Source organism: Gilvimarinus xylanilyticus, assembly GCF_024195295.1.
Taxonomy (GTDB): Bacteria; Pseudomonadota; Gammaproteobacteria; order Pseudomonadales; family Cellvibrionaceae; genus Gilvimarinus; species Gilvimarinus xylanilyticus.
Genome location: NZ_JAMFTH010000001.1, coordinates 673,581 through 696,034 on the forward strand (window position 1 = coordinate 673,581; position 22,454 = coordinate 696,034).

General features: G+C 53.4%; 17 protein-coding genes. 4 read left to right on the forward strand and 13 right to left on the reverse strand.

Annotation, left to right across the window (positions count from 1 at the left end; translation table 11 throughout):
• The first annotated feature begins 108 nt into the window (after positions 1 to 108).
• The gene (gene ahpF, locus M6D89_RS02900) at positions 109 to 1,689 is read left to right on the forward strand and encodes an alkyl hydroperoxide reductase subunit F (RefSeq protein WP_253966530.1); all 1,581 of its coding nucleotides are present in this window, start codon (positions 109 to 111) and stop codon (positions 1,687 to 1,689) included.
• A gap of 50 nt (positions 1,690 to 1,739) precedes the next feature.
• Here ahpF and M6D89_RS02905 read toward each other — a convergent pair whose 3' ends face one another.
• The 7 genes from M6D89_RS02905 to M6D89_RS02935 form a co-directional block, all read right to left on the reverse strand.
• Entirely contained in the window at positions 1,740 to 2,294 is a 555-nt protein-coding gene (locus tag M6D89_RS02905; RefSeq protein ID WP_253966531.1) for an outer membrane beta-barrel protein, read from the reverse strand.
• A 558-nt stretch (positions 2,295 to 2,852) separates the two neighbouring features.
• Positions 2,853 to 3,995 (reverse strand): pectate lyase family protein, encoded by a 1,143-nt coding sequence (locus M6D89_RS02910; protein WP_253966532.1) that lies wholly within the window; start codon positions 3,993 to 3,995, stop codon positions 2,853 to 2,855.
• A 73-nt stretch (positions 3,996 to 4,068) separates the two neighbouring features.
• Positions 4,069 to 6,219: a DUF1349 domain-containing protein gene (locus tag M6D89_RS02915; RefSeq protein ID WP_253966533.1), complete on the reverse strand. Its 2,151-nt coding sequence runs from the start codon at positions 6,217 to 6,219 to the stop codon at positions 4,069 to 4,071.
• 69 nt (positions 6,220 to 6,288) lie between these two features.
• A complete protein-coding gene (locus tag M6D89_RS02920; RefSeq protein WP_253966534.1) occupies positions 6,289 to 9,258 on the reverse strand; it encodes a TonB-dependent receptor in 2,970 nt (989 codons plus the stop codon).
• Between the two features lie 222 nt (positions 9,259 to 9,480).
• On the reverse strand, positions 9,481 to 10,530 hold the full coding sequence (locus M6D89_RS02925; protein WP_253966535.1) for a class I fructose-bisphosphate aldolase: 1,050 nt from the start codon (positions 10,528 to 10,530) through the stop codon (positions 9,481 to 9,483).
• Between the two features lie 338 nt (positions 10,531 to 10,868).
• A complete protein-coding gene (locus M6D89_RS02930) occupies positions 10,869 to 12,155 on the reverse strand; it encodes a 6-phosphofructokinase (protein ID WP_253966536.1) in 1,287 nt (428 codons plus the stop codon).
• Between the two features lie 295 nt (positions 12,156 to 12,450).
• Positions 12,451 to 13,197, reverse strand: a complete 747-nt coding sequence (locus M6D89_RS02935) for a sulfotransferase family protein (protein WP_253966537.1) — start codon at positions 13,195 to 13,197, stop codon at positions 12,451 to 12,453.
• Between the two features lie 122 nt (positions 13,198 to 13,319).
• Between M6D89_RS02935 and M6D89_RS02940 the strand changes: the two genes are divergently transcribed.
• The 3 genes from M6D89_RS02940 to M6D89_RS02950 are packed head-to-tail and all read left to right on the forward strand — an operon-like array spanning position 13,320 to position 15,646.
• Complete coding sequence (locus M6D89_RS02940) at positions 13,320 to 13,580, forward strand: Trp family transcriptional regulator (protein ID WP_253966538.1); 261 nt, start codon at positions 13,320 to 13,322, stop codon at positions 13,578 to 13,580.
• Positions 13,581 to 13,598: 18 nt separating this feature from the next.
• Positions 13,599 to 14,978 carry an anthranilate synthase component I family protein gene (locus M6D89_RS02945; RefSeq protein ID WP_253966539.1) on the forward strand — a complete coding sequence of 460 codons (1,380 nt, stop codon included), beginning with the start codon at positions 13,599 to 13,601 and terminating at the stop codon, positions 14,976 to 14,978.
• Between the two features lie 11 nt (positions 14,979 to 14,989).
• Positions 14,990 to 15,646: an anthranilate synthase component II gene (locus M6D89_RS02950; RefSeq protein ID WP_336297531.1), complete on the forward strand. Its 657-nt coding sequence runs from the start codon at positions 14,990 to 14,992 to the stop codon at positions 15,644 to 15,646.
• Positions 15,647 to 15,729: 83 nt separating this feature from the next.
• On the opposite strand, the gene M6D89_RS02955 is transcribed toward M6D89_RS02950, so the two are convergent.
• From M6D89_RS02955 to M6D89_RS02980, 6 genes are all read right to left on the reverse strand, one after another.
• Positions 15,730 to 17,196: an MFS transporter gene (locus tag M6D89_RS02955; RefSeq protein WP_253966540.1), complete on the reverse strand. Its 1,467-nt coding sequence runs from the start codon at positions 17,194 to 17,196 to the stop codon at positions 15,730 to 15,732.
• 259 nt (positions 17,197 to 17,455) lie between these two features.
• Complete coding sequence (locus tag M6D89_RS02960; RefSeq protein ID WP_253966541.1) at positions 17,456 to 18,424, reverse strand: alpha/beta hydrolase; 969 nt, start codon at positions 18,422 to 18,424, stop codon at positions 17,456 to 17,458.
• A 69-nt stretch (positions 18,425 to 18,493) separates the two neighbouring features.
• Positions 18,494 to 19,291, reverse strand: a complete 798-nt coding sequence (locus M6D89_RS02965) for a DeoR/GlpR family DNA-binding transcription regulator (protein WP_253966542.1) — start codon at positions 19,289 to 19,291, stop codon at positions 18,494 to 18,496.
• 227 nt (positions 19,292 to 19,518) lie between these two features.
• Entirely contained in the window at positions 19,519 to 20,175 is a 657-nt protein-coding gene (locus tag M6D89_RS02970) for a LutC/YkgG family protein (protein ID WP_253966543.1), read from the reverse strand.
• Positions 20,172 to 21,608: a LutB/LldF family L-lactate oxidation iron-sulfur protein gene (locus M6D89_RS02975; RefSeq protein WP_253966544.1), complete on the reverse strand. Its 1,437-nt coding sequence runs from the start codon at positions 21,606 to 21,608 to the stop codon at positions 20,172 to 20,174. The genes M6D89_RS02970 and M6D89_RS02975 overlap by 4 nt, the downstream gene beginning before the upstream one ends.
• 1 nt (position 21,609) lies before the next feature.
• Positions 21,610 to 22,434 (reverse strand): (Fe-S)-binding protein, encoded by an 825-nt coding sequence (locus tag M6D89_RS02980; RefSeq protein WP_253966545.1) that lies wholly within the window; start codon positions 22,432 to 22,434, stop codon positions 21,610 to 21,612.
• Between the last annotated feature and the right edge of the window lie 20 nt (positions 22,435 to 22,454).

A 22,454-nucleotide genomic window follows, 5' to 3' on the forward strand; every position in this document is an offset into this window, starting at 1 on the left:
TTCTAGGGCGATAATAAAGTCGAGAGGATGATCTACTTTATTGCCAAGTTAATAGCTCCCCCAATTGCCGGCTTCGGCCGGCCTTTTTCTAATGTTTAGGACACACTTATGTTGGATGCAAACATCAAACAACAGCTGGACACCTATCTGCAAAAGATCGCCGAGCCGATTGAGGTTAGTGTGTCCATGGACGACAGCGAAAAGGCACGTGAATTGAGCGCGCTGGCCTCAGATATCGCCGGTCTGTCGGATAAGATTCAGTTAAGTTATCGCGCTTTAGAGCGCTCGCCCAGTATGGCGATTGGTGAAGCGGGTGCCGAACCCAGAGTCAGCTTTGCCGGTATCCCATTGGGGCATGAGTTTACCTCGCTGGTGCTGGCGTTGCTGCAGGCGGGCGGGTACCCCCCTAAAGCCGAGCAAGCACTGCTCACGCAAATAGCGACCCTGCGCGGACCGCTTGATTTTGTCACCTATGTGTCACTGTCGTGCCAGAACTGTCCCGACGTGGTTCAGGCGCTTAACCTTATGGCGGCGGTAAACCCCAACATTACCCACACGATGGTCGATGGCGCTCTGTTTCAGCAAGAAGTGGACGAGCGCAATATTATGGCGGTGCCCGCCGTTTACCTTAATGGTGAGGCGTTTGGCCAGGGGCGGATGACTTTGGAAGAGATAGTGACCAAGCTGGACAGCTCGGGGGGTGAGGATAAAGTCGCCCAATTGAGTGCCCGCGATCCCTATGATGTGTTGGTTGTCGGTGGTGGTCCGGCCGGTGCGGCTGCGGCTATCTACGCCGCACGCAAGGGAATTCGTACGGCTATGCTGGCGGAGCGATTCGGTGGCCAGGTGATGGATACCGTGGGTATTGAGAATTTTGTCTCAATTCCCTATACCGAAGGGCCCAAGCTTGCGGCAGGGCTAGAGCAGCATGTGAAGGAGTATGGCGTGGACATCATTACCGCTGAGCGGGTGGCGGATATTCAGCGTCAGGATATCGTGCGTCTTCGCACTGAAAGTGGGGCAACCCTCGCCAGCCGCTCGGTCATTTTAGCCACCGGCGCCCGTTGGCGCGAGCTGGGCGTGCCCGGTGAAGCGGAGTATCGCACCCGCGGGGTGGCCTATTGCCCCCACTGCGACGGCCCTTTCTTTAAAGGCAAGTCGGTGGCGGTTATTGGCGGCGGCAACTCGGGGATTGAGGCGGCGATTGATCTAGCCGGTATTGTCGGCCATGTGACCGTCCTGGAATTTGCCGATACCCTGCGCGCCGACGACGTTTTGCAAAAGAAAGCTCATTCATTGCCCAATGTGGATATTCTGACCAATGCTCAGACCACAGAGGTGGTAGGCGATGGTAAAAAAGTCACCGGCTTGAATTATCTTGATCGCGCCACGGGTGAATCGAAACAGCTGGCACTGGCCGGGGTATTTGTGCAAATTGGTTTGGTACCCAACACCGAATGGTTGCAGGGCAGTGATGTCGCTTTAAGCGATCGCGGTGAGATTGAGATTGATGCCCGGGGGGCTACCTCGGTACCGGGTATATTTGCCGCCGGCGATGCGACTACCGTACCCTATAAACAGATTGTGATTTCTATGGGGGCCGGGGCCAGCGCAGCGCTGGGAGCATTTGACTATCTTATCCGGCAATCGGTTGACGACACGGTTTCCAATTTAGCGAAAGCGGGATAAACAAAAAGCGCGGGTCATCCCCGCGCTTTTTTATGTGTAAATGTTTTGGTTTAAAAGGTAATCGATGCGCCCAGTGAGTAAAAGTCGATATCGGCGCGATCGGCTTCAAAAATTTCATACTCGGCGCGGATTCCAATGGAGCCTAAGTGAAATTTTGCGCCTAAGCCGTACAAGGGGTCAGTGCCCGAGTCATCGCTGTCGAGCGACACATGTTCAATCTCGCTGTTCCAGTCAATAAAACCCGCTTTGCCAAATAAGCCCACGGGGCCAAGGTTAAAGCCCACTAAACCCGATGCATGCCAACCGGTCACGTCGATTTTAGTGTCCAGATCGTTTTGCGAGCCAAAATCAACGTAGCCACCTTCGACCGCCAAATCTAGCATGGGCACCAAGCCGAAGTTGTAGCCGGCAAATAATTTGTAGCCCGTATCGTCGTCGTCAAAATCAATACGTCCGATTTCGGCGACATCATCGTCTTCAAAGCTCAGTTCGGCATTACCCATGGAGCCGCCAATATAAAGGCCGCTTTCAGCGCCTGCGTGGGCGACGCCTGCGGTTGATACGGCCGAAGCGATAAAAATAAGAGAGAAAAGAGAGTGTTTCATTGCCAAAAACTCCTTGATGAAAGGGCAATTGTGGATGCGGCGTAAATTAGCAGCTGCCACAGGGGTTGTCTATCGAAGGGCGTCATATACCTCGGGGTTTTCCGCCAGTTTTTTCATAAACAAAAAAAAGGGCCGCAAAAGCGGCCCAAGGGGGGAGGGTGATGAAGCCCGGTAGGCTTCAATCGAAGGGTATAAAAAGGGGCCGGGGGGCGGCCCAACGAGGGTTCGGATCACCGCAAGCTGAGCATGTCATATCCGTCACTTGCAAATGTTCATTGATGTGTACGGCAGACATTGTGCTCTTCCTCGCTCATTCGTTTGCAAAAGCCTCTGGGCGTTTGCGTCAATCTTGATAGGTTTGTAGCGATGACTGTGCCAGGTTTATTAAGTTGTTTTAAATCAAGGGTTTAGGTTTTCTGTTGGGGTTTTGTAAAAAGCAGTCGAGCCAACTGAGTGAAGATTTTTACAAGAGCGAATGTAGAGCTTGCAAAAAAGCGGCGGGCAATGCCCGCCGAAGTGTTTCAGCCCATAGAAACAAGAGGAGAGAAGATCAGGGCATTACAAACAATCGTTAATTTTTCCGCTACCGGCGTAAGTGGTTACATGCTCAACGACGTCGCTGGCGGGCATGGCCGAGTATTCATACTCAGGGGTATAGCTCACTGTGGAATCCAGGTCGGTGCCGGGGCCCGCGATAATATCGCCACCACTGGGATTGCTCCAGCTGATATTGGTGTAGATGTTATCGGCTAAATCCCAGTAGCCCACGTCCTCAGAGTAGAAGCTGACAATGGGGTTTTTCACATTTTCAAATACCGTTCCCTCTACCCGGATGTTGGCACCCATGCGGGAGTTAACCGCTGTGGAAGAGACATCTTTGTAGTAGTTGTTAAGAATGTGGCTCTCGCCAAACCGGAACAGTGGCATACGCGAGCTGGCGTTTTCCCAGTAGTTGGCGTAAAAAGTAATGCGCCGGTGAGCACTGTCGGTATCGCTGCTGCCCCATAGCGAGGTTTTCCAGCTATCGTGCAGGTAGTTGTACGAAATGGTGACGTTGTCCACATCGCGTTTACCGCTGACCAGCTCATCGTAGTAGTCTTTGTCGGAATCTAGGGTGTTGTAGATTTCGTTGTGGTCAACCCAGATATTATTCGCCGGACCTTCCAGGCTAATGCCGTCTTTTTCGCCGGTGTCCACATAGCGAATGGTCAGGTTGCGAATAATAATGTTGCTGGCGTCGGTGACCTTAATGCCAATACCATCGAAAAGCGCATTGTCGAGCACGCCGATAATGGAGACATCTGACACGTTCTTGACATCAATTTTATCCACGCCCGAGTTGTCGGGGTTGACGGTGCCGTCCACCCAGATAGTGAGCGGGTCGGCGCCTTTTGCCGATAGCGCCTGAACCAACTCGGCACCGTTTGTCACGGTTACTGAGGTGCCGCCGGCGCCACCGGTGGTGCCTTCACCCAGACTGGCAAAGCCGACCACGGTGTTCATTTGTTCACAGTGATTGGCGACCGAGCTGGATGAGCTCTGGGTCGAGGAGCTTGAACTTGCAGTGCTGTTTGAGGAGCTGCTCGATGAGCTACTGTCTGGGTAGGTTGGGTCGCTGCCGGTGGTCGGGTCACCCGAGCCGCCGCAGGCTGCCAGAAAAGCGCTCAGTGCCAAGGCACTGGAGTATGAGACTGCTTTCATGGAATATCTCTTTAAAAGTGAGTACATCTTACGTTGAGAAATGGGGCGCGGCGGTTAAGCCGCGCCCGGGTTATTACTCAACAATCTCTTCAATACTGATATTGTCAAACTCGACAGTCACGTTATTTTCGCCCGGAGCCGCATAGAGCCCCACGTACCAGGTATCGCTGTCCGGAGTGGCTGCGAAGTCGCTGGTGCTGTTAGCTTGAATAAAGTCAATACCGTCTTTGGAGTAGTAGCGTTTCACACGCTTATCGTCGCCGTCATCGTAAATTTCGATGCGAACGTAATCGCCTACTTCCAGCTCGTCAATATTCGAGCGCGAGCGACTGCCGCTGGGCTTCATCTGCGCGCGCGAACCGATCAGCTCGGCGGGGTCACCGTCCACATAGAAGCCGGCATCGGCCCAGCCTGGTAGGTCGGCAAAGTCCGCAACCGGGTCCAGGTTTTCCATAATCATAATGCCAAAGCGGTAGGCGTTACCCGCTGCAACATCGGCGCCTTCCACGTTGGTGATCTGAGCGGTAAACATAAAGTCACTCATCTCGACCATCTGGTGGGCAAAGAACAGATTGTGGTTTGACGATGACATATTGCCGCCGGTAGCGGTTAGGGTGGCCGAGAAGGCTTCGTTCTCGGTCAGCTCGCCGGAGGGAGCAATGTCGGATTCGCCGGCCATGTTCAAGGTGCTGGGAGTCCATTCGGCGTCAGAACCTGGTGCACCGTCGAGGTATTCGAAGGTGATGTTTTCCAGGGTCAGGTTGCCCACGCGGCTGTCGGCACGAATCTGAATAAACGAGTTGGCGGTGCCAAACTCGGGTTCCAGTTCCAGCTCATAGGGCAATGTAATCTCGTCGGGGGTCAGCTCAGAGAATTTAGAGTCGCCGCCGTGAATTGAGTTACCAGAGCTGGTGGTGTTGTTATCAATGTACACTTGGAATTTACCGGGATCGGCTGGATCGGCACTGGTAAAGTCCGTTACCGTCATGCGAATGCGGTAGGGAACCGAGAAGTCCATATCACCTGAGGGTTCAACACCTTCAGCCGATGGTGTGCCTTTATCACCAATGGTAAAGCGGGCGTTGTTTAAGCTCAGTGCACCGTTTTCAACGGTGATACGGCTGCTACCGCTGGTGACCTTGTAGAACGGATCGGCGCGGTCGGTAGAAATGGACAGGAACTCAGCCTCGTCATTTTCCCCGAACAGGGTGTCGGCATCGCTGGACAGATCTACGGTAAATGGCAGGCCGCCGAAGGGAATACCTTCAATTTCGGGTTCAGGGGCGTTGTTATCATCGCCGCCGGTCGCGGGGTTAACCAGTTTGTAATTCGAGTCTTTGGTCGAGCAATCTGGCTGGGGGTTGTTACCCACATCGTCTTGATACTCGATGACTAAGTCATCAAACACAGTCCAGCCACCGCTGGAGACACGCATAGCGATAAACGAGTTTTCGGTACCAATCAGTTCTGGCTTAGAACCGACCAACTCACCGCCTTCTTGTAGCGTGGTATTGCCGGGAATATTAATCTCTACACGCTCGCCGGGCACCAGAGTATTTACCGGTACATTAAAGATACGCGAACCGACGTTACCGCCGCCGTGAATGGAATTGGCTTCGCCAGTAGTGTTGTTGTCAACGTAAATTTGGAAGTCACTGGAGCTTGCGGTATCGGGGCGAGCTACTACACAAAAAGAGATTTTGTAGTCGCGAGTCAGGTCCAGCTCACCCCAGCTTAGACCTTCATCAATACCTTCACCCGGGGTGGTATCTTTACGCGGAACTTCGACATCACCGGCTAGCGGCGATACGGTTTGTGCCAAGGTGAAGCGGGCATCGCCCAAGCGCATTTTTTGGTCCGGATCGGCGGTGATCCAGTTGCTGCCTTCGGTGTCTACACTGCCGTCTTCCATAAAGACACCCGCCATAGAGAAGTAGAAGTTGTCTTCGCCGTCTTCGGCATCGCTGGCCAGGGCTTTGTAGTCAGCGGTAAAAAAGCCCTGGGTGTCGCTTGCGCCAAAATCTTCAATGATGGGCAGGTCGGTGTTGGTGATTTCGGGCAAATCGTCGCCACCACCATCACCGCCGCCGTCACCGCCGCCGCTATCCGGTACATCAATATCAATAATAATGTCGGGGGCGCTCGAGTCAGGTTCGCTTCCGCAACCGGCGAGAACGCTGCTTGCTATGATCAGTGAGCTTAAAAGCTTTAGCTTAGTGTTCATAAAGACCTACCTTCGTTATTTTAGATTCTATGTGGGGCGCATATGCGCCCGGTTTTGGTAAAAATTGGCTTACATAAACTGAACGTTTACACCCACTTGGTACGAGGTGCCGAAATCTTCCGATTCGAACAATACGTTGCCGCGCGAGTACTCGTTGCCGGTGAAGTACTTAAAGCTTTTATCCTCGGACAGGTTAATGGCATCGAAGTAAAACTGAATATCGTCGTTAAACTGATAGGTCGCTTTAAAGTCGATACCCAAGGTGTCGTCATCGTAAACATCGGACCAGTCGGCACAGTTTTCGGGAATGCCGCTGGCGGCGTCGGCGTCAATGTCGGCCTGCGAGCAAGAACCGATGCGCTCGAGCACCTTGCTGCGGTAGTTACCGATTAAGCGCAGGGAAATGTCGTCGTTCTCCCAGCCCAGGGTCAGGTTGACGGTGGTGTCTGCCTGGTTGGGCAGCTGAATTTCCTCTACCCGAATGGTTTCGCCCACATCGGCGGTACTGTCGATTAGAGTCATGTTGCTTTGTACAAATAGACCTGTGTCGAAGTACTGCGAGTAAGACAGCTCGATACCATATACCTTGGCTTGCTCGCCGTTGGTGGTCAGGTTGACGTCGTTATAAACCTGGTTGGGCGGGAAGTAGAACTCGCTGATTTGATTCACCGGAATGGTTACCGGCATATCTTCAAACGACAGGGAGACACCGCTGACATCGACAATAAAGTCGGAAATGTCTTTGTAGAAAGCGGCGGCCTGCAAGTACAGATCTTCGCTGGCGTACCAGGAAATAGAGGTGTCAAAGTTAACCGATGTCATGGCGGTTAACGTGGGATTACCCAAGTTAATGACATTGTCGGGGCTGACGTAAAAGTTTTGCGTGTCGGCTGACAGATCATCCAGTGACTGAGCGCCAATGTCAGTGGGGCGGTCACTACATTCACCATAGTTAGCGCTGTCGGGGATGTCGTTACACACTTCAATGCGGCCCGAAAAATCGGCATAGGCGCGCGCTTCGCTGAACGAGGGGCGGGTAAAGCTGGTCCACAGCGCGGCGCGTACCAGAATATCCTCGCGCGGCTCGTAGCGGTAGTGCAAGCTTGGGAAGAAGTCATCGTAAGAGCTGCTGGCACCTTCCATGGGTACGGCAATATCCAGCACTGCCGCTTCGTTGGCCACTTCAAAGCGATCGTTGCGAATCGACAAATTACCGGTGGAGGCGAACTCGGTTTCCGCCCAGCGTACCCCGGCAATTAAGCTGGACTTTTCGCTCAGTTGGAACTCGGCCATTAAGTAGGCAGCGGCCGTGTCTTCGGTGAGCGTGTAATCGTCTTTTACACTGTCCTGCCCAGTGCGCAGGGGGTCAGTGTACTTGGCAATCGGGGTGGTGATGTCCAGCAAACGCTCGGCTTCATCGTAGGTAATAAAGTCGTGCTGAATGTCGGGATGGTCGGGAGTAAAGGTGGCAAAGTCGCCCAGACGCGCGCCCGCCAGCTGCAAACACTCTTCATCGCCTTCACAGCCGTTGGTGTAGTCGCCCGGTACAACGCTCCAGCGGTCTTTATTGCGATCGCGCTGACGCTCTTTGGCTGTCGCACCAAACTTGATGTAATTTAAGAAATCACTGTCCGCGAACTCGCGGGTAAAATCGATGTTAACCTGATCCAAGGTATCGTTGCGGAAGCTGTCCTCGATAAAGATGTTATCGTACAGCAGGTTATTCTGGCGCCGTTCACCCTCTTGGTAGCCGTTAAGGCCGCCGTAACCACCGGACTGGGGCAGGGTAGACGAGCCGCTCATGGCTTCCAATACGTCAGGGTCTACGACCTGGCCTTTAATGTAGCCAGGGCCTGCAACGCCCAGCATGGCTAAGTCGCGGGCGCGGAATTGAACCCGGCGGCCATCGGGCTTAGTCCAGTCGCCTTCGGAGTGGGCATAGTCGTACTCAACGGTCCACTCTTCGCCAAAGTGATTTTTACCGCCCAGGGAGAAGGCGGTGGTTTCACTGGTGCCGTCTTGAATAAAAAATTGCTGTTGCAGATCGGTGTCCACTAAACCAAACAGGCCGGATTGGTTATCGGTGTAGACAATGTCCCCGGAGCCGGCTTGACCGAAGCGGTAGTATTCGCGCATGGCCACGTCCAAATCCTGATACTCGGTGTAGCTGAATTTGGCAAAGTATTCCGAGTTTTCGGTGGGGCGCCAGCCTAAATCCAGCGAGCCTGAGGTGCGTGTTCTTTCGGCATCTTCCTGACGCGCTTCGTAGCGGAAAGGAATTAAGTTGGGCTCACCCTCGTAAGGTTCAGCCAGAGTGTCGACATCCGGTGTGATGTAACGGGGCAGCGAGTCTGAGTGGTGTTGAACCTGGTAGACCACCGAAGAGCGGTCTTCGTAGGACAGTGAGTAGCCGACGCCAATGGTGTCATCGGCAAAAAGGTGAGTGCCGTTTAGAGAAATCTTGGGGTTAAACTCGCCCTTATAGGACTGGTAGTTGGACTGTACCTTCATCTTCACGCTGTCGGCTTTGCGATCAAAGGCCGAAATCGTGTTTACATTAACGGTACCGCCGATGGAGTTAAGATCCATGTCGGGGGTCAGTGATTTGATTACCTCGATCGAGCTCAGCATGTCGGCGGGCAGTGCGTCCAGAGCCACCGAACGATCATCCGCACCGGCCGAGGCCAGTTCATTACCGTTCATACTAACCGATACAAAGCCCGGACCCAGGCCGCGCACGTTGACATATTTACCTTCACCCTCGCTTTTTTGCAGGGTGACACCGGGAAGACGTTGCAGGGATTCGGCCACGTTCTGATCGGCAAAGTTGCCCATGTCATCGGTGGCGATAATGGAACTAAAGGTGTCTTTGTTGCGTTCGCGTTCAAGGGCATTCAGTTCCGCCTGGCGGACCCCCTGAACAACAATTTCCTCCAGCGCCTCGGGCGCCTGGTCGCCAGTCTCAGCGTCTTGCTGCGCGTGCAGCTGGCCCGCCGAGGCCATGGCAATCACAAAGGGGAGCAAACGGTACTTCGGCATGATCGTTCTCCATTTTTATACGTTATTAGTGATCTAATTGTTTGGTAATACCAATTTAGTTTGATGGTTGCACATTTTGGCGCAAAGTTCAATGTTTGGTTATACCATTGTGTTATTTGGTCAGTCAGGTGACTGGCAGTCACCGTGCGCTTTATCTGAAAGCGGTGAAGCTGCGCTCCGACACCCGGTAAACAGAGGGGTAGGGGGCCGGAGCGCAGTGATTTATGCGAGGGTGATGCTCTTGTCCAGGTAGACGTCCTGGGTGGCGTGGAGCAGGGCTACACCTTCGGCGAATGGTTTTTGGAACGCTTTGCGGCCGCTGATCAGGCCCATGCCGCCGGCGCGTTTGTTAATAACGGCGGTGCGCACCGCTTGAGTCAGGTCATTTTCCCCCGAAGCGCCCCCTGAGTTGATCAGGCCGATGCGCCCCATATAGCAGTTCGCAACCTGGTAGCGGGTTAGGCAAATTGGGTGATCGCTGGACAGTTCGCTGTACACTTTGGGGTGGGTTTTACCCACGGGGACATCGTTAAAGCCGCCATTGGTTTCGGGCATTTTCTGCTTAATGATGTCGGCTTCGATGGTTACGCCCAAATAGTTGGCCTGACCAGATAGGTCCGCTGAAATGTGGTGGTCCTTGTCTTCGGTTTTAAAGGCGCTGTTGCGCAAATAGCACCACAGTATGGTCACCATGCCTAAGCGGTGGGCTTCGGCAAAAGCCTCGGAAATTTCTTCCAGCTGGCGGCGCGAGGTGCCCGAGCCAAAATAAATGGTCGCGCCAATGCCCACCGCTCCCATGTCATAGGCCTGCCGAACATTGGCAAACATACGCTGGTCATAGTCGGTGGGGTGCACCAGGGCATCGTTGTGATTGATCTTAACGATGAACGGAATTTTGTGGGCATAGCGACGCGATACCGCGCCCAGCACACCCAGGGTAGAAGCCACCCCGTTACAGCCGCCCTCGATGGCGAGGCGGACAATATTCTCCGGATCAAAATACATGGGGTTAGGGGCAAAGCTGGCACCGGCGGAATGTTCAATACCCTGATCGACGGGCAGAATAGAGAGGTAGCCGCTGCCTCCCATGCGGCCGTGATCCAGCAGCTGCTGGTAGTTGCGCAGTACGGGATTGGGGCGGTCGGTCAAGCTCAGCACGTCGTCCACATAGGTGGGGCTGGGCAGGTGTAAATGCTCAGTGGTAAGGCCTTTACATTGGTGACCTAACAGGTATTCGGCGTCTGAACCTAGTAGGGTTTGTATGTCAGTCATTGCTGTTATGTCCTGTGCGTGCATGTGTCGCGTAAGTGTCATTGTTCGAGCTCACTCTCGTGAGTTCGGTTTTCCCGGCCATGGCTGCCTGGGTAAAAGTGTGTGGTCTCTGCTCGGCCGCATCCCGCAGCCCGTCGGTCTTGATCAGACTCTATTTTTTAACTGCTATTAACCCGGCAACCATGTATTGTCGGGTTAATAACGGCGCAGGAAGCGCCGACGCCGCCGAAGGCGAGCGCGAGCCCTGTAAAATCAAAGGATTTCGCAAATTCCGCCGATTTTACAGGGCGACAATTAAGAGGCTCAGGACGAGCATCTTAATTGCCAGGTTAATAGCCTTAAGCTGGCTCAGTCACAGCTTGTGTCGTGTTACCGCCAAAGTATTCGGGCAGCTTGCGCTCGACCAAACGGTGGCGGCATTTTTTGTAATCGGGTAGTCCGCCGCTGTAGGGCGGGTAGGCTTCCCCGGCAATCAGGGGGGCAAAGTAATCGCGCCCCGCCTGGGTGAGAGTGAATCCGTCTTTACTCATAAAGTGTCGTGGCATACTCTTTTCGCCACCCACGACCTGAGAAATATGCACCGGCTCAACATGCCATTGGTAGGGCACAGACTGCTCGCGCACAATGGCGGGCATCACCGATTGCAGCCCTTTAACCGCGTACTCCACCGCCGCTTTGCCCACCGCGTAGGCTTGGTCTACATCCGTTTGCGAGGCAATATGACGTGCGGCGCGCTGCAGGTAATCGCAAACGCTCCAGTGACATTTGTAATTAAAAGCCTGTTTGATTTCATCGACGAGGTGCGGAGCAACACCGCCGAGCTGGCCGTGGCCGAACGCGTCTTCGGTATCAATGTATGAGAGGTAGCGTCCCTCGGTATCGCGAATACCTTCGGCGGTGACTACAATACAAAAGCCTTTTTTGGCCACGACTTGTTTTACGCGCTCTAAAAACTTTTGCTTATCGAAGGCAATTTCGGGCACCAGCACTATATCCGGGCCCAGTTCCCGCTCGTCACAGGCTAAAGCCGAGGCCGCGGCGATCCAGCCGTTTTGACGTCCCATCACTTCCATCACGAAAACTTTTGTAGACGTTTGGTGCATGGAGGCAACGTCAAATGATGCCTCGAGTGTGGATACGGCAACGTACTTTGCCGCCGAGCCAAACCCCGGGCAACAATCGGTCGCGGGCAAATTATTATCGATGGTTTTGGGAATCCCGATGCACGTCAAATCGTAGCCCACCAGCTCGGCCGCATGGGCGATTTTGCGGGTGGTGTCCTGAGAATCGCCCCCGCCGTTGTAAAAGAAGTAGCGAATATCGTGCGCGCGGAACACATCAATCAGACGTTGATATTCATCGTGCTCCACGGTGGGGTTTTGCAGTTTGTGGCGGCAAGAACCAAAGGCGGCCCCTGGGGTGTACAACAGACCGTCGAGGGTATCGGCAGACTCCTGGGTGATGTCTATCAGGTTTTCATGCAAAGCACCCAGAATGCCGTTGCGACCGACAAACACCTTGTCGATGACGCCGGGGTATTCGCGAGCGGTCGTCAGCACCGCCGAGGCGGTGGCATTGAGTACTGCAGCCGCGCCTCCCGACTGCCCGTAAAATGCATTTGCCATGGTTTAGCTCCTGTTGTTGATGACACTATTTAACCTCAATTGGACTGACCACGCAATGATAACTGGTAATACATATGGCGTTTTTTTGCCAGAAAACTAAATATTTTTGGTCAGTCAGATATGACACCGCTGTCATTCTCGGGTTATGGTCAAAAATAATTTAAGGTGCTTTTTCCGCCCAAAAGCCGCTTTTGGTAGGATTTTACGGAGATTTTGGGTGCGAGGGGTGGAGACCTGTTAGAGAAATAGTAAGGCTAATTGTATGACAAAATGGTCAGGCCGATTTTGGTGGTTATCAGGCGGTGTGGTAGAAGCGTTGCGCGGCAAAAGCGTAGAGATCGAGGTCGAGTTGATTTCGCTGGCATAAACGTAAGAAAAGTTCGCTGCCCAGTTCGCGCTCAATTTCACTCACCCGCTGTGGAATGGGGGACGGTGTGTGGTTGGTGGCATTTTGCCACTGATTGCGCCATTCAAGCCCGGGAAAGTGAGGCTCAAGGTAGCGCTGCAGGCGTGCGATGGTAGTGTCAAAGGCTTCGACCAGGCCAAAGGTTTCCAGCGAGGCGATAAAGGCCTGGGCCTGCTGCACGGTGGTGGGGGCGGGCTTGGCAGGGCCAGTGTCCGGGCCCTGAGGTGATTGGTTGGCCAGGCGGCAGCATTGAAAGTTAGTGATGACGCCGCCGTCCAAGTCGTTAAGGCGCTCGCGGACATACTCGGCAAAAGAAATCTCCGGCTGCTCTAAACCCAATTGCTTGCCGCATTCAAAGGCGTAGGCCGAGTGTGCGCGCACAATCGGATGGCGTAAAACCACAATGGGAAACAGTTTGAAGTTTCCCTGCGGTAGCGGCGGGGCGGCATCGTGCGAAGACAGCGCGATCAGGGAGGGGGTTTGTTCAAATTTGTCCCGGATAGCCTCGGCGCTGATGGTATGGCCTTGCGGATGGTCGTAATTTTCCCAGCCATCGCCAAAGGATGCCTTTAGGTTGGCATCGATCGATGTCCCCGCGTTTTTAAACAGGTGGTAGTGCAGTATGACCGGTCGCATAAATTTGGCTCGCAATATGGGGGCATGTGACGTGGGGTGCGTATTGTGCCATTGGCGGGTTGCGGATGCATCTGTGACCTGCCACTTGCGTTTCGGGGCATCGACTGTTAATGTACTAGTACATGAATACAGAAAAGCAGCATTTTCTCGACTTGATCGCGTATTTGCATCGGGCAGACTCTCCCGCCGACCTGGGTCGGATGCTGGAGGGCTTGCTTACGCCTGCCGAATTGCACGCTATTACTCAGCGTTTGCAGATTACCCGGTTGTTGAAATCCGGGGTATCGCAGCGCGAAGTGGCCAAGCGGTTGGGGGTCGGTATTGCCACCGTCACCCGAGGCTCACGCGCCTTGCAGGCGGGTAAGTTCGATGATGTTGAGTAACTTTTTAAAGGCCTTGTTATGACTCAGCCCGCTAAAATTTCCATCCCTCGAAAGCCAACCTATGTGACTTTGGCCACCGAGTGTGACTTTTTTCAATTGTTTAAGAAAATTGAAAAGCGCTTTTCCCATTGTTTCTTTCTGGAGTCTCTGGGAGAAGAAAGTCACATCTCGCGCTATTCGCTCATCGGGTTTGATCCCGCGCAAATTTACTCGGCCCGCGATTGCGCGCTAACCGTGACCGAGCGCGATGGAACAGCCCAACACTACCCCAGTGATAATCCCTATTACCTGCTGCGGGATCTGGTGCCTCAGGACATTATTTCCCGGGGCTACGCCGGCGGTTTAACCGGCTATATTGGCTACGACTGTATGAATTACTTCGAGCCCAGCATGAATATCCAGTCCAGTGAATACTTCGACGCGTTTAAGTTCGGGCTCTACAAAGACGGTTTAATTCTCGACAAAATGACCAATGAAGTTTTTTACTTCTACTACGACGAGAATCGTGAAGAGCTGGTCAACGAATTGTTGCACGCCGACTACGCCGGTGATGGCGAGCTGAGTATTACCCCTCAGGGCGACACCATGGGGCGCGAAGCCCACGAGGCAGCAGTAGAAAAAGTTAAGCAGGACATTATTGAGGGCAAGGTGTTTCAATGCGAAGTGGGCTTTAAAACACTGTTTAAAGTCTCGGGCGATACGATTCGTGTTTACGAATCCATGCGTGAAGTAAACCCCTCGCCGCAGATGTACTACATCAAGTTTGCCGAGGAAAAAGTCATTGGCGCCAGCCCCGAGTTGCTCTTTAGGCTGCGCCAGGGCGAGATGGAAACCTACCCCCTGGCAGGCACGACTAAGCGCGGCGACACAGACGACGAAGATAAGCTACTCGCCCGCGCTCTGCTTAACGACCCTAAAGAGATTGCCGAGCACAATATGATTGTGGATTTGCACCGCAATGATATTGGCCGGGTAGCGCAGTTTGGCACAGTTAAGGTGCGCAACTTAATGGATATTAAGCGCTTTAGTCATGTGCAGCATATTTCCAGCGAAATTGTGGGCATTATGTCCGACTCGGAAGATATGTTCTCGGCGCTGGCCAGCAACTTTCCCGCCGGTACGCTAACCGGTGCACCTAAAATTGAAGCCATGAAAATTATCGACGAGCTGGAATCGGAAGGGCGGGGGCCCTATGGTGGTGCGGTGGGACATTTTTCGTTTAACGGCGACTGCACCTTTGCCATTCCCATTCGCACTTTGTTTGTGAATGGCGAGCATGGCTATGTGCAAACCTGTGGGGGTAATGTCTACGACTCTAACGCCGCCGACGAGTACCGTGAAATTCAACGCAAGTTTGCCGGTACTAAAAAAGTACTGGATCGCTTTAAGCCGGTTTGAGGAGTATTGCTGTGAAAATTTTAATTATCGATAACTACGACTCCTTTACCTATAACCTGTATCAATACATGGGTGAGATTCTTACCGCCGAAAAAGCGAAAGGTCGGGTGGGGGACTTTAGCATTGTGGTAAAGCGCAATGATGACATTACCCTCGAGCAAGTCTACGCGCTGGCGCCGGATCGGATTATTATCTCGCCCGGGCCCGGCTCACCGGAGGACAAAGCTTACTTTGGCGTCTGCGCCGAGGTGATCGCTGAGGCGGGAAAATATACGCCGCTATTGGGTGTGTGCTTAGGGATGCAGGGCATAACTCATATATTTGGCGGCAAGGTGGTAAAAGCCGGCTTGCCCGTGCACGGTAAAACCAGCCCTATATACCACAATGGCGCGGGAGTGTTTCAGGATGTACCCCAGGCGCTTGAGATTATGCGTTACCATTCGTTGGTGGCAGATCCGCTTACGCTTCCAGATTGTCTGGAGTTAACGGCTGTGGTTGCCGAGGTGGGCATTGAAAACTTTGCCGATGCGGTGGCCTGCGGCGCGCCTATGGAGATAATGGGCGTTCGCCATAAAGACTACCCCATTCAGGGTATTCAGTTTCACCCAGAGTCGTTTGCCACCGAGGGCGGTAAAGACTTGCTACGCAACTTTTTGTTTGACAAGTGAAGCCGATCGGGACGGGTTGCGAGATCATTACAACCGTAACCCGTAACCCGTAACCCGTAACCCGTAACCCGTAACCCGGCCCATCAATGCACCGGTATGCGCTGCACGCTGCCATCTGGCATCACTTCAATCAATGTATCCTGAGGGGCGTCCATTAACATGGACGCCGCAGCGGCCAGAGCTATGCCAATGGCAATGGTTAAAAAGAAAGTGCTGGTATCCACCAGTGAGAAAACCGTTAAAAACACGACCGCTCCGATATTGCCGTAAGCACCCACAATGCCGGCAATCTGTCCGGTGAGGCTGCGGCGAATTAAAGGAACCATGGCAAAAACACAGCCGGCCGCCGAGCCTAAAAAGAAAGAGCTGCACATCATCGCGGCAACCGCCAGGGCAATAGGCCAGCTGTCGTCAATACTGGCCATGATAAAAAAGCCGATGGCCGCACCAGTTAACAGAATGGTTAGTGAACGTTTGCGGCCAAAGTTATCGCTAATCCAGCCGCCGGAGGGGCAGGATGCCATATCCACCGCGGCAAAACAGGCGCCGAAGACACCCGCCAGGGCGACGGGCACTGCGAATGTGTTTTGGAAAAACATGGGCAGCATGGATACCACGGCTAGCTCGGCACCAAAAGTAACGGCGTAAGCCAGAGATAAAATCATCACTTGTTTGAACTTATATTGGTACAGTTCGTTAACCGGCGTGGCGATAACTTCTTTATTAATCGCGAATAGCTTGCGGCACTGCAATAAGTAAAGCACCACAAGTGCTGCGTATATACAGTACAGCACCTGAGCGGAAATCAGCTGCAGCGCTTCGACCTTCCAGGCCAGCAGTGCCATGGCGGCAAACATGGGAATGTTGGTCAGCAGATAGAGAGCAAAATCTCGTTTGCTGGTGACCGCCAGGCCGCCTGACTTGTTGGGTTTAAAGTAGGTTGAGCCAGCGGGCGTGTCGCGCACCGATAAATAGTAAATAGCGGCGTAAACAAAGGCCAGTATCCCGGTTGCGCCGGTGGCGTAGCGCCAGCCATTTTCGCCCCCAAACCACAGCGCCAGAGCGGGCAGACTGATCGCAGCAGCCGCGGAGCCAATATTTCCCAGCCCCTTGTACATTCCCTCTGCCAGCCCCAGCTGGCGGGCCGGAAACCATTCGCTGATCATCCGTATGCCAATCACAAAACCAGCGCCGGCAAAGCCTAATAAAAAGCGGGCCAAGGCCAGCGCTTCAAAACTGCGAGCGAGGGAAAAGAACAGACAAAGCCCACCCGTAATGGCCAGCAACACCGAGTAAATAGTGCGCGGACCATAACTATCTACCAGCATGCCCACGATAATTCGCGCTGGAATTGTCAGTGCGACGTTCAGAATCAGCAGGGTTTTAATTTGCTGATCACTCAGGGCCAGCTGTTCTTGAATAACCACCAGCAGTGGGGCGTGATTAAACCAGACCAAAAATGAAACGAAAAAGGCCATCCAGGTAAGGTGCAGTACCTTAAAGCGGTCGCCAAAAGAGAAGAACTTAAAATCCGCACTGGTGTTGCTCATGACTTTCCTGTTTGCTGCTTTGTGTGCGGCGAAACAGGGCAAGTATTGGGCCAGCACCGGCATTTTACTGGTGCGCTCACTGGGTTTGGGGTGAAAACTGGTGCATTTGATTGTGTTTTGTTCGGTTTACGAAATTGTTGGGTGATTTTTGAGCGGCTTTCAGTGTGGGCAAGGTGAGGTTCGCGGGGTAAAAACAAATTGTGTGCACCGAGATAAGTCTCTGCGCACGGCATTGTGCGCAGAAATTGTGCGTTCGGCGTTATATTTTCGCAGCAAACTGCTCTTTAATGAACGCCGCGATGGCTGAGGCAGCGGGTTGCATCCAAGGGTCAAATAACCAGAAGCTGTGCGGAGTATTGCTAAAAGTGACGACTTTGCTGGGGATGCCGTGTTGATTCAGGCGGCGAATCATTTCATCGCGACCTACATAAAACCGGGTGCGGCCGCTGGCTAAAAATAAGATTGGCGGGGTTGCCTGGTTAACATAATAGATCGGTGATGCCTCGTGCCAGCGCTCGGTTTGTTGGGCATAGTGCCCGCCCAGCCACAGTACCGCCGAAGAAGGTTTATCGCGCGGTGCATCCTCATATTTTCGGGCCTTCTCCGAGGTGAAATCCGAAAGCCCATCAATATTAATAATCAGCTGCGCATCTGAAGACACTTTGCTGGTGGCCGCTTGCGGGTCAAATTCTTCCAAACCATTCGTAACGCCCGTCAGGCTTGCAATTTGTCCGCCCGCTGAGCTGCCCGCTACTGCAAGTTGTTCGGGATTAATGTGATACTGGCCGGCGTTTGCTCGCATCCACCGCAGAGCCGCTTTGGTATCGTAAATAGCGGCGGGGTAGAGGGCCTCGGGTGCCAGACGGTAACTAATGGTTGCGGCGGCAATACCGGCTTCGGCCAGTTTTATGGCAATAGGGGTCAAGTGGGTTCGGTAGCCCGCCTGCCAGCCGCCGCCGTGGACCAAAATAACCCCTGGGGTAGGGGAGCCACTGGTTTCTGCGGGGCGGTATAGATCCAGGTGTAAGCGTCGCTCGCCATCACTCACATAAGCAATGTCTTTATGGGCCAGGACTGAAGCCGGTGCATTAATGCTGGCGATGCTAATAAAGGGGTAGTCGTCGCTGTATTTGGCGAGAGTGTTTTCTGCAGTGTACGTATTTTCCGCTGCCTGCGCGGGCGTGACGCCGCAGATTAGTAGTAAGATTAAGCTAAAGGAAAAACGCATTACGCAGTGTACTCTTGAGCCGGACTGGTCCCTTGATCGCGAATGGGCAGGCGACAAAGCCGTCGCATTTTAGCTTGGCTGGTTAACGTCTACCAAAATTACCTGAATATTTTCGCTTTCAAAATATTTAACCAGTTCCGGATCGGCCTCGCTATCGGTGATTAGTACATCCACTTCTGAGAGGGGGCAGAGGATAAAGTTACTGCGCTTACCGAGCTTGGTGCTGTCGGCGAGCACAATTAACTGGTCAGCTTGTTTTTTTAGCTTCTGTTCAGTTTGTATCAGTAGCGGGTCGGATTCCATGACTCCGAATTTACCAATGCCGGGAGTACCCATAAACATTTTACTGGCTTGGTAGTACTGAATAGTGTCATTTTCGAAAGCACTTAAAATAATGCCCTGTTTCCGGTAAAGCTCACCACCGGGCAAGGTGATTTGGTTGTCGCTGGTTTCCGCCAGCTCTTGCGCGAGCACGAAAGAATTGGTCAGGACATTCAGATGTCGCTCGGCGAGGAACTCCCTCATCATATAGGTAGAACTGCCACCATTGATAATAATGAACTCACCGTCTTCGCAGAACTTGACCGCCTCTTTGGCGAGTAGACGCTTCACGTCGGCCCTTTGTTCCTTGGCCGCCAAAAACGCTGTGCCCGATAGGTGAGGGCGACGCGAGCGCCTTTCTGAGCTGTTGAGTACTTCGGCACCGCCGCGAATTTTGCGCAGTTGATCTTGTTTAGCAAGCTTGGTGATATCGCGCCGGATAGTCGCTTCCGATGCGTTTAACTGGCTGGACAAGTCGTTCACACTGGCAAACTGCTGTTCGTCGAGGATGTCCAGAAGCAACTGGTGGCGTTGTTTTTCGAGCATAGGAAATCTATTTCCGGTAAGTCCAATCATTGAACATAAATTTGATCAAAATTTAGCATATTGATCGTTTTTTAACAAGCAAAATCAGTCTTTAATAATCATACAAACGATTACATGATTGCTCGGGGTTAACTGTCGCGGGGCTGATATCAGGCTTTTAGCGCGAACTCCCAAAGGTTTGTCCGATGTACCCGATCATCATAGTGAACGGATCACTTAAATACGGATTAGCGGGGTTTGTCGATCACAAGGTAATCAGCTTCGCGAGGCCCGTGTGCGCCTATTTGAATTTGCTGCTCAATATCCGCCGTGCGCGAAGGCCCCGTAATCCAGTTGACCGTGCGGGGCAGAATATTTCTGGCTCGCAGTCTTTGCCAGGCATCTTCCTGATAGGCGACGATATCCTCTCGTGCGATAACAATCACCAGGCGTTCAACTAAAAACAGCAATCCACTGGGGCATTCATCGCTGAGCGACATCACCGTTCCGGTCTCGGCGATACCCGTATGAGCCTGAACCACGCCCCAGCTTTGCGCCGCTGTTGGCGTTTCGGTTGTGGTGGTTAAACCGTCCCAGTCAAGCGACTGAGTGAGAATCGATGGTGAAAGATGGAAGCGGGCACTGGTTGACGTGTTGTCGGTGTTGTCCCGCAACCAGGGTGTGACCTGAGCTATGGATTCAAGCTCTGTGACCCGCGCACCATTGCGACCTGCCTCTGAAATAAAAGTGGCGACCGGATCGGCCATTTCCATTTGGGGCTGCACGGGCGGCAAAGTATGTTTAACCGTGAGTGCTTTAAAGCTTTCCTCCAAAGAGTCAGTGCTAAAGTTTCCCCCGGTGCTACGTGCGATACGATCAATAATGCGGCTGCGACTGTCGGTCATGGCTGTTTCTCTTTTTGCCGTTGCTGCCATTGGGACTGAAAACTAGATTTTTCCGGTGCGGGAAAATCTCTGTGCCTGGTCCAACCAGATAAAAAGGGCAGTGATTGAAAACGGGGCTTGCGACCGCGAGCGATAGCAACGAGCCTCAAGTTGAAATCATTGAGTCTTCTGTAAACCGCCGGGTGACGGCTAAGCTTGCAGAAAAGTTTTACCGCCCATTGAGCCATGCCTGCGTGTTTTCTCTCGCGCTGCTCGCGGTCGCGCAGTTTACGCATCAGCCCGGGTAAGGGAATGCGGACGGGACAGACCGATTCACAGCGGCCGCAAAAGGTGCTGGCGTTAGGCAGTTGATTGTCTTGCTCTTCATGTCGCAGCAGCGGAGTGAGTACGGCGCCCATTGGGCCCGGGTATACACTGTTATAAGTGTGCCCACCCACAGACTGGTACACCGGACAATGGTTCATGCAAGCCCCGCAGCGGATGCAGTGCAGCATTTTTTCGTATTCGCTGCCCAGCAGTTCAGAGCGCCGATTGTCCAGCAGCACAATATGAAACTGCTCGGGCCCGTCTTTGTCCTGGTCAGAGCGTGCACCGGTAAAAAATGAGGTGTAGGTGGTAATGTCCTGGCCCGTGGCGCTGCGGCCCAGTACCCGCAAAATCGCGCTGGCATCTTCCCAGGTTGGAACAATTTTATCGATTGAGGTAGTAACAATATGGGTGCGCGGTAGTGTAGCGGTCAGATCGCCGTTACCTTCGTTCGTAACAATTGCCGCAGTGCCTGTTTCGGCAATCAACATGTTGGCCCCGGTAATGCCCACGTCCGCCTGTAAAAAGCGATCGCGAATCACCGCGCGGGCTTCGTTGACAATATCGGCGACCTCGTCCAATGCGCGTTCGCCCAGCGCGTGATTGTCGCGAAATAGCCTTTGTACCTGGGCTTTGGTTTTGTGCAGCGCCGGGGCCACGATATGGCTGGGGCGCTCGTGGGCCAATTGCAGAACATATTCGCCCAGGTCGGTCTCTTGGGGGGCCACCCCAGCCGCCTCTAAGGCCTCATTCAGGTCTACTTCTTCGCCCACCATAGACTTGCCTTTGGTGGCTGTTTTGGCGTTTTGCTTTTGGCACAGACCGATTACCAGCTCGCGCATCTGTTCCGGCGTTTCGGCCCAATGCACTTGGCCGCCGGCCTCTGTCACTTTTTTTTCAAAGTGAAGCAGATATAAATCTAGGTTTTTCAGGGCGCGAGCACGTACCCTCTGCGCTTGGTCGCGCAGCTGTTCAAAGTTACCGATTCTGTCAATCGCCGCTTGGCGCTTGTGGACAAAACCAGAACCGGCTTTTTCCAGTGCTTCTTGCAGATGTTCGTCTTCCAGCGAGGCGCGCGAGCGAATGATAAAGTCGGGTTGAGGTTCGTGCATCTGTACCTGGCTCATATCACTCTCCTTTTTCGAGCGCAGGAGAGTGTTCGCCTATGGCTGGGGTGCTTAGCTCACCGGCCAGCACTTCCGCAATGTGGCGCACCTGTACCCGGTTCGGATTATCTGGCTCCAAACGTTGCAGTTTACCGGCGATATTGAGCAGGCAGGACAGGTCACCCCCCAGTACCATACTGGCACCGGAGCGACGAATGTTGTTCACTTTGTTGGTCACCATGTGATTGGAAACATCGGAATACTTAACGCAAAAAGTGCCGCCGAATCCGCAGCAAACGTCTGTGTCCTGCATTTCGGTTATATCGAGATTGGCGCAGCGCTTGAGCAGGGTGCGCGGTTGCTGCTTAATATTCAGCTCGCGCAAGCCGGCGCAGCTGTCGTGATAGGTGACGGTTTCCGCGCTCAGATCGAGTGCGGCTTGCACGGGTGTGTAATCCAGCACTTGGGTTAAAAACGTGGTTAACTCAAAGACTTTTTCGCAGAATGCTTCCACTGCCTGAAGTCGTTGGTCGTGTTCGTCAAATAACTCCGGGTAATGCGTTTTTATGGTACCCCCGCAAGAGCCCGACGGGATCACCACATAGTCATACTCGTCAAACTGCTGCACGATATTCCAGGCAAGGGCGCGGGTTTGCTCCGGTTGACCGTTGTTGAGGGCCACCTGACCACAGCAGCTTTGCGGTGGCACGTGAACATCACAGCCGGCTCGTTCGAGCAGCGTGGCGGTCGCAAAGCCGATACTGGGACGAACCAAGTCAACCGGGCAGGTGACAAATAATCCAACCTGGGGCTTGGGCTTTGATGAGTTTGATGGCGTCTCAATCATGGGGCTTGGTTGCGCTGGGT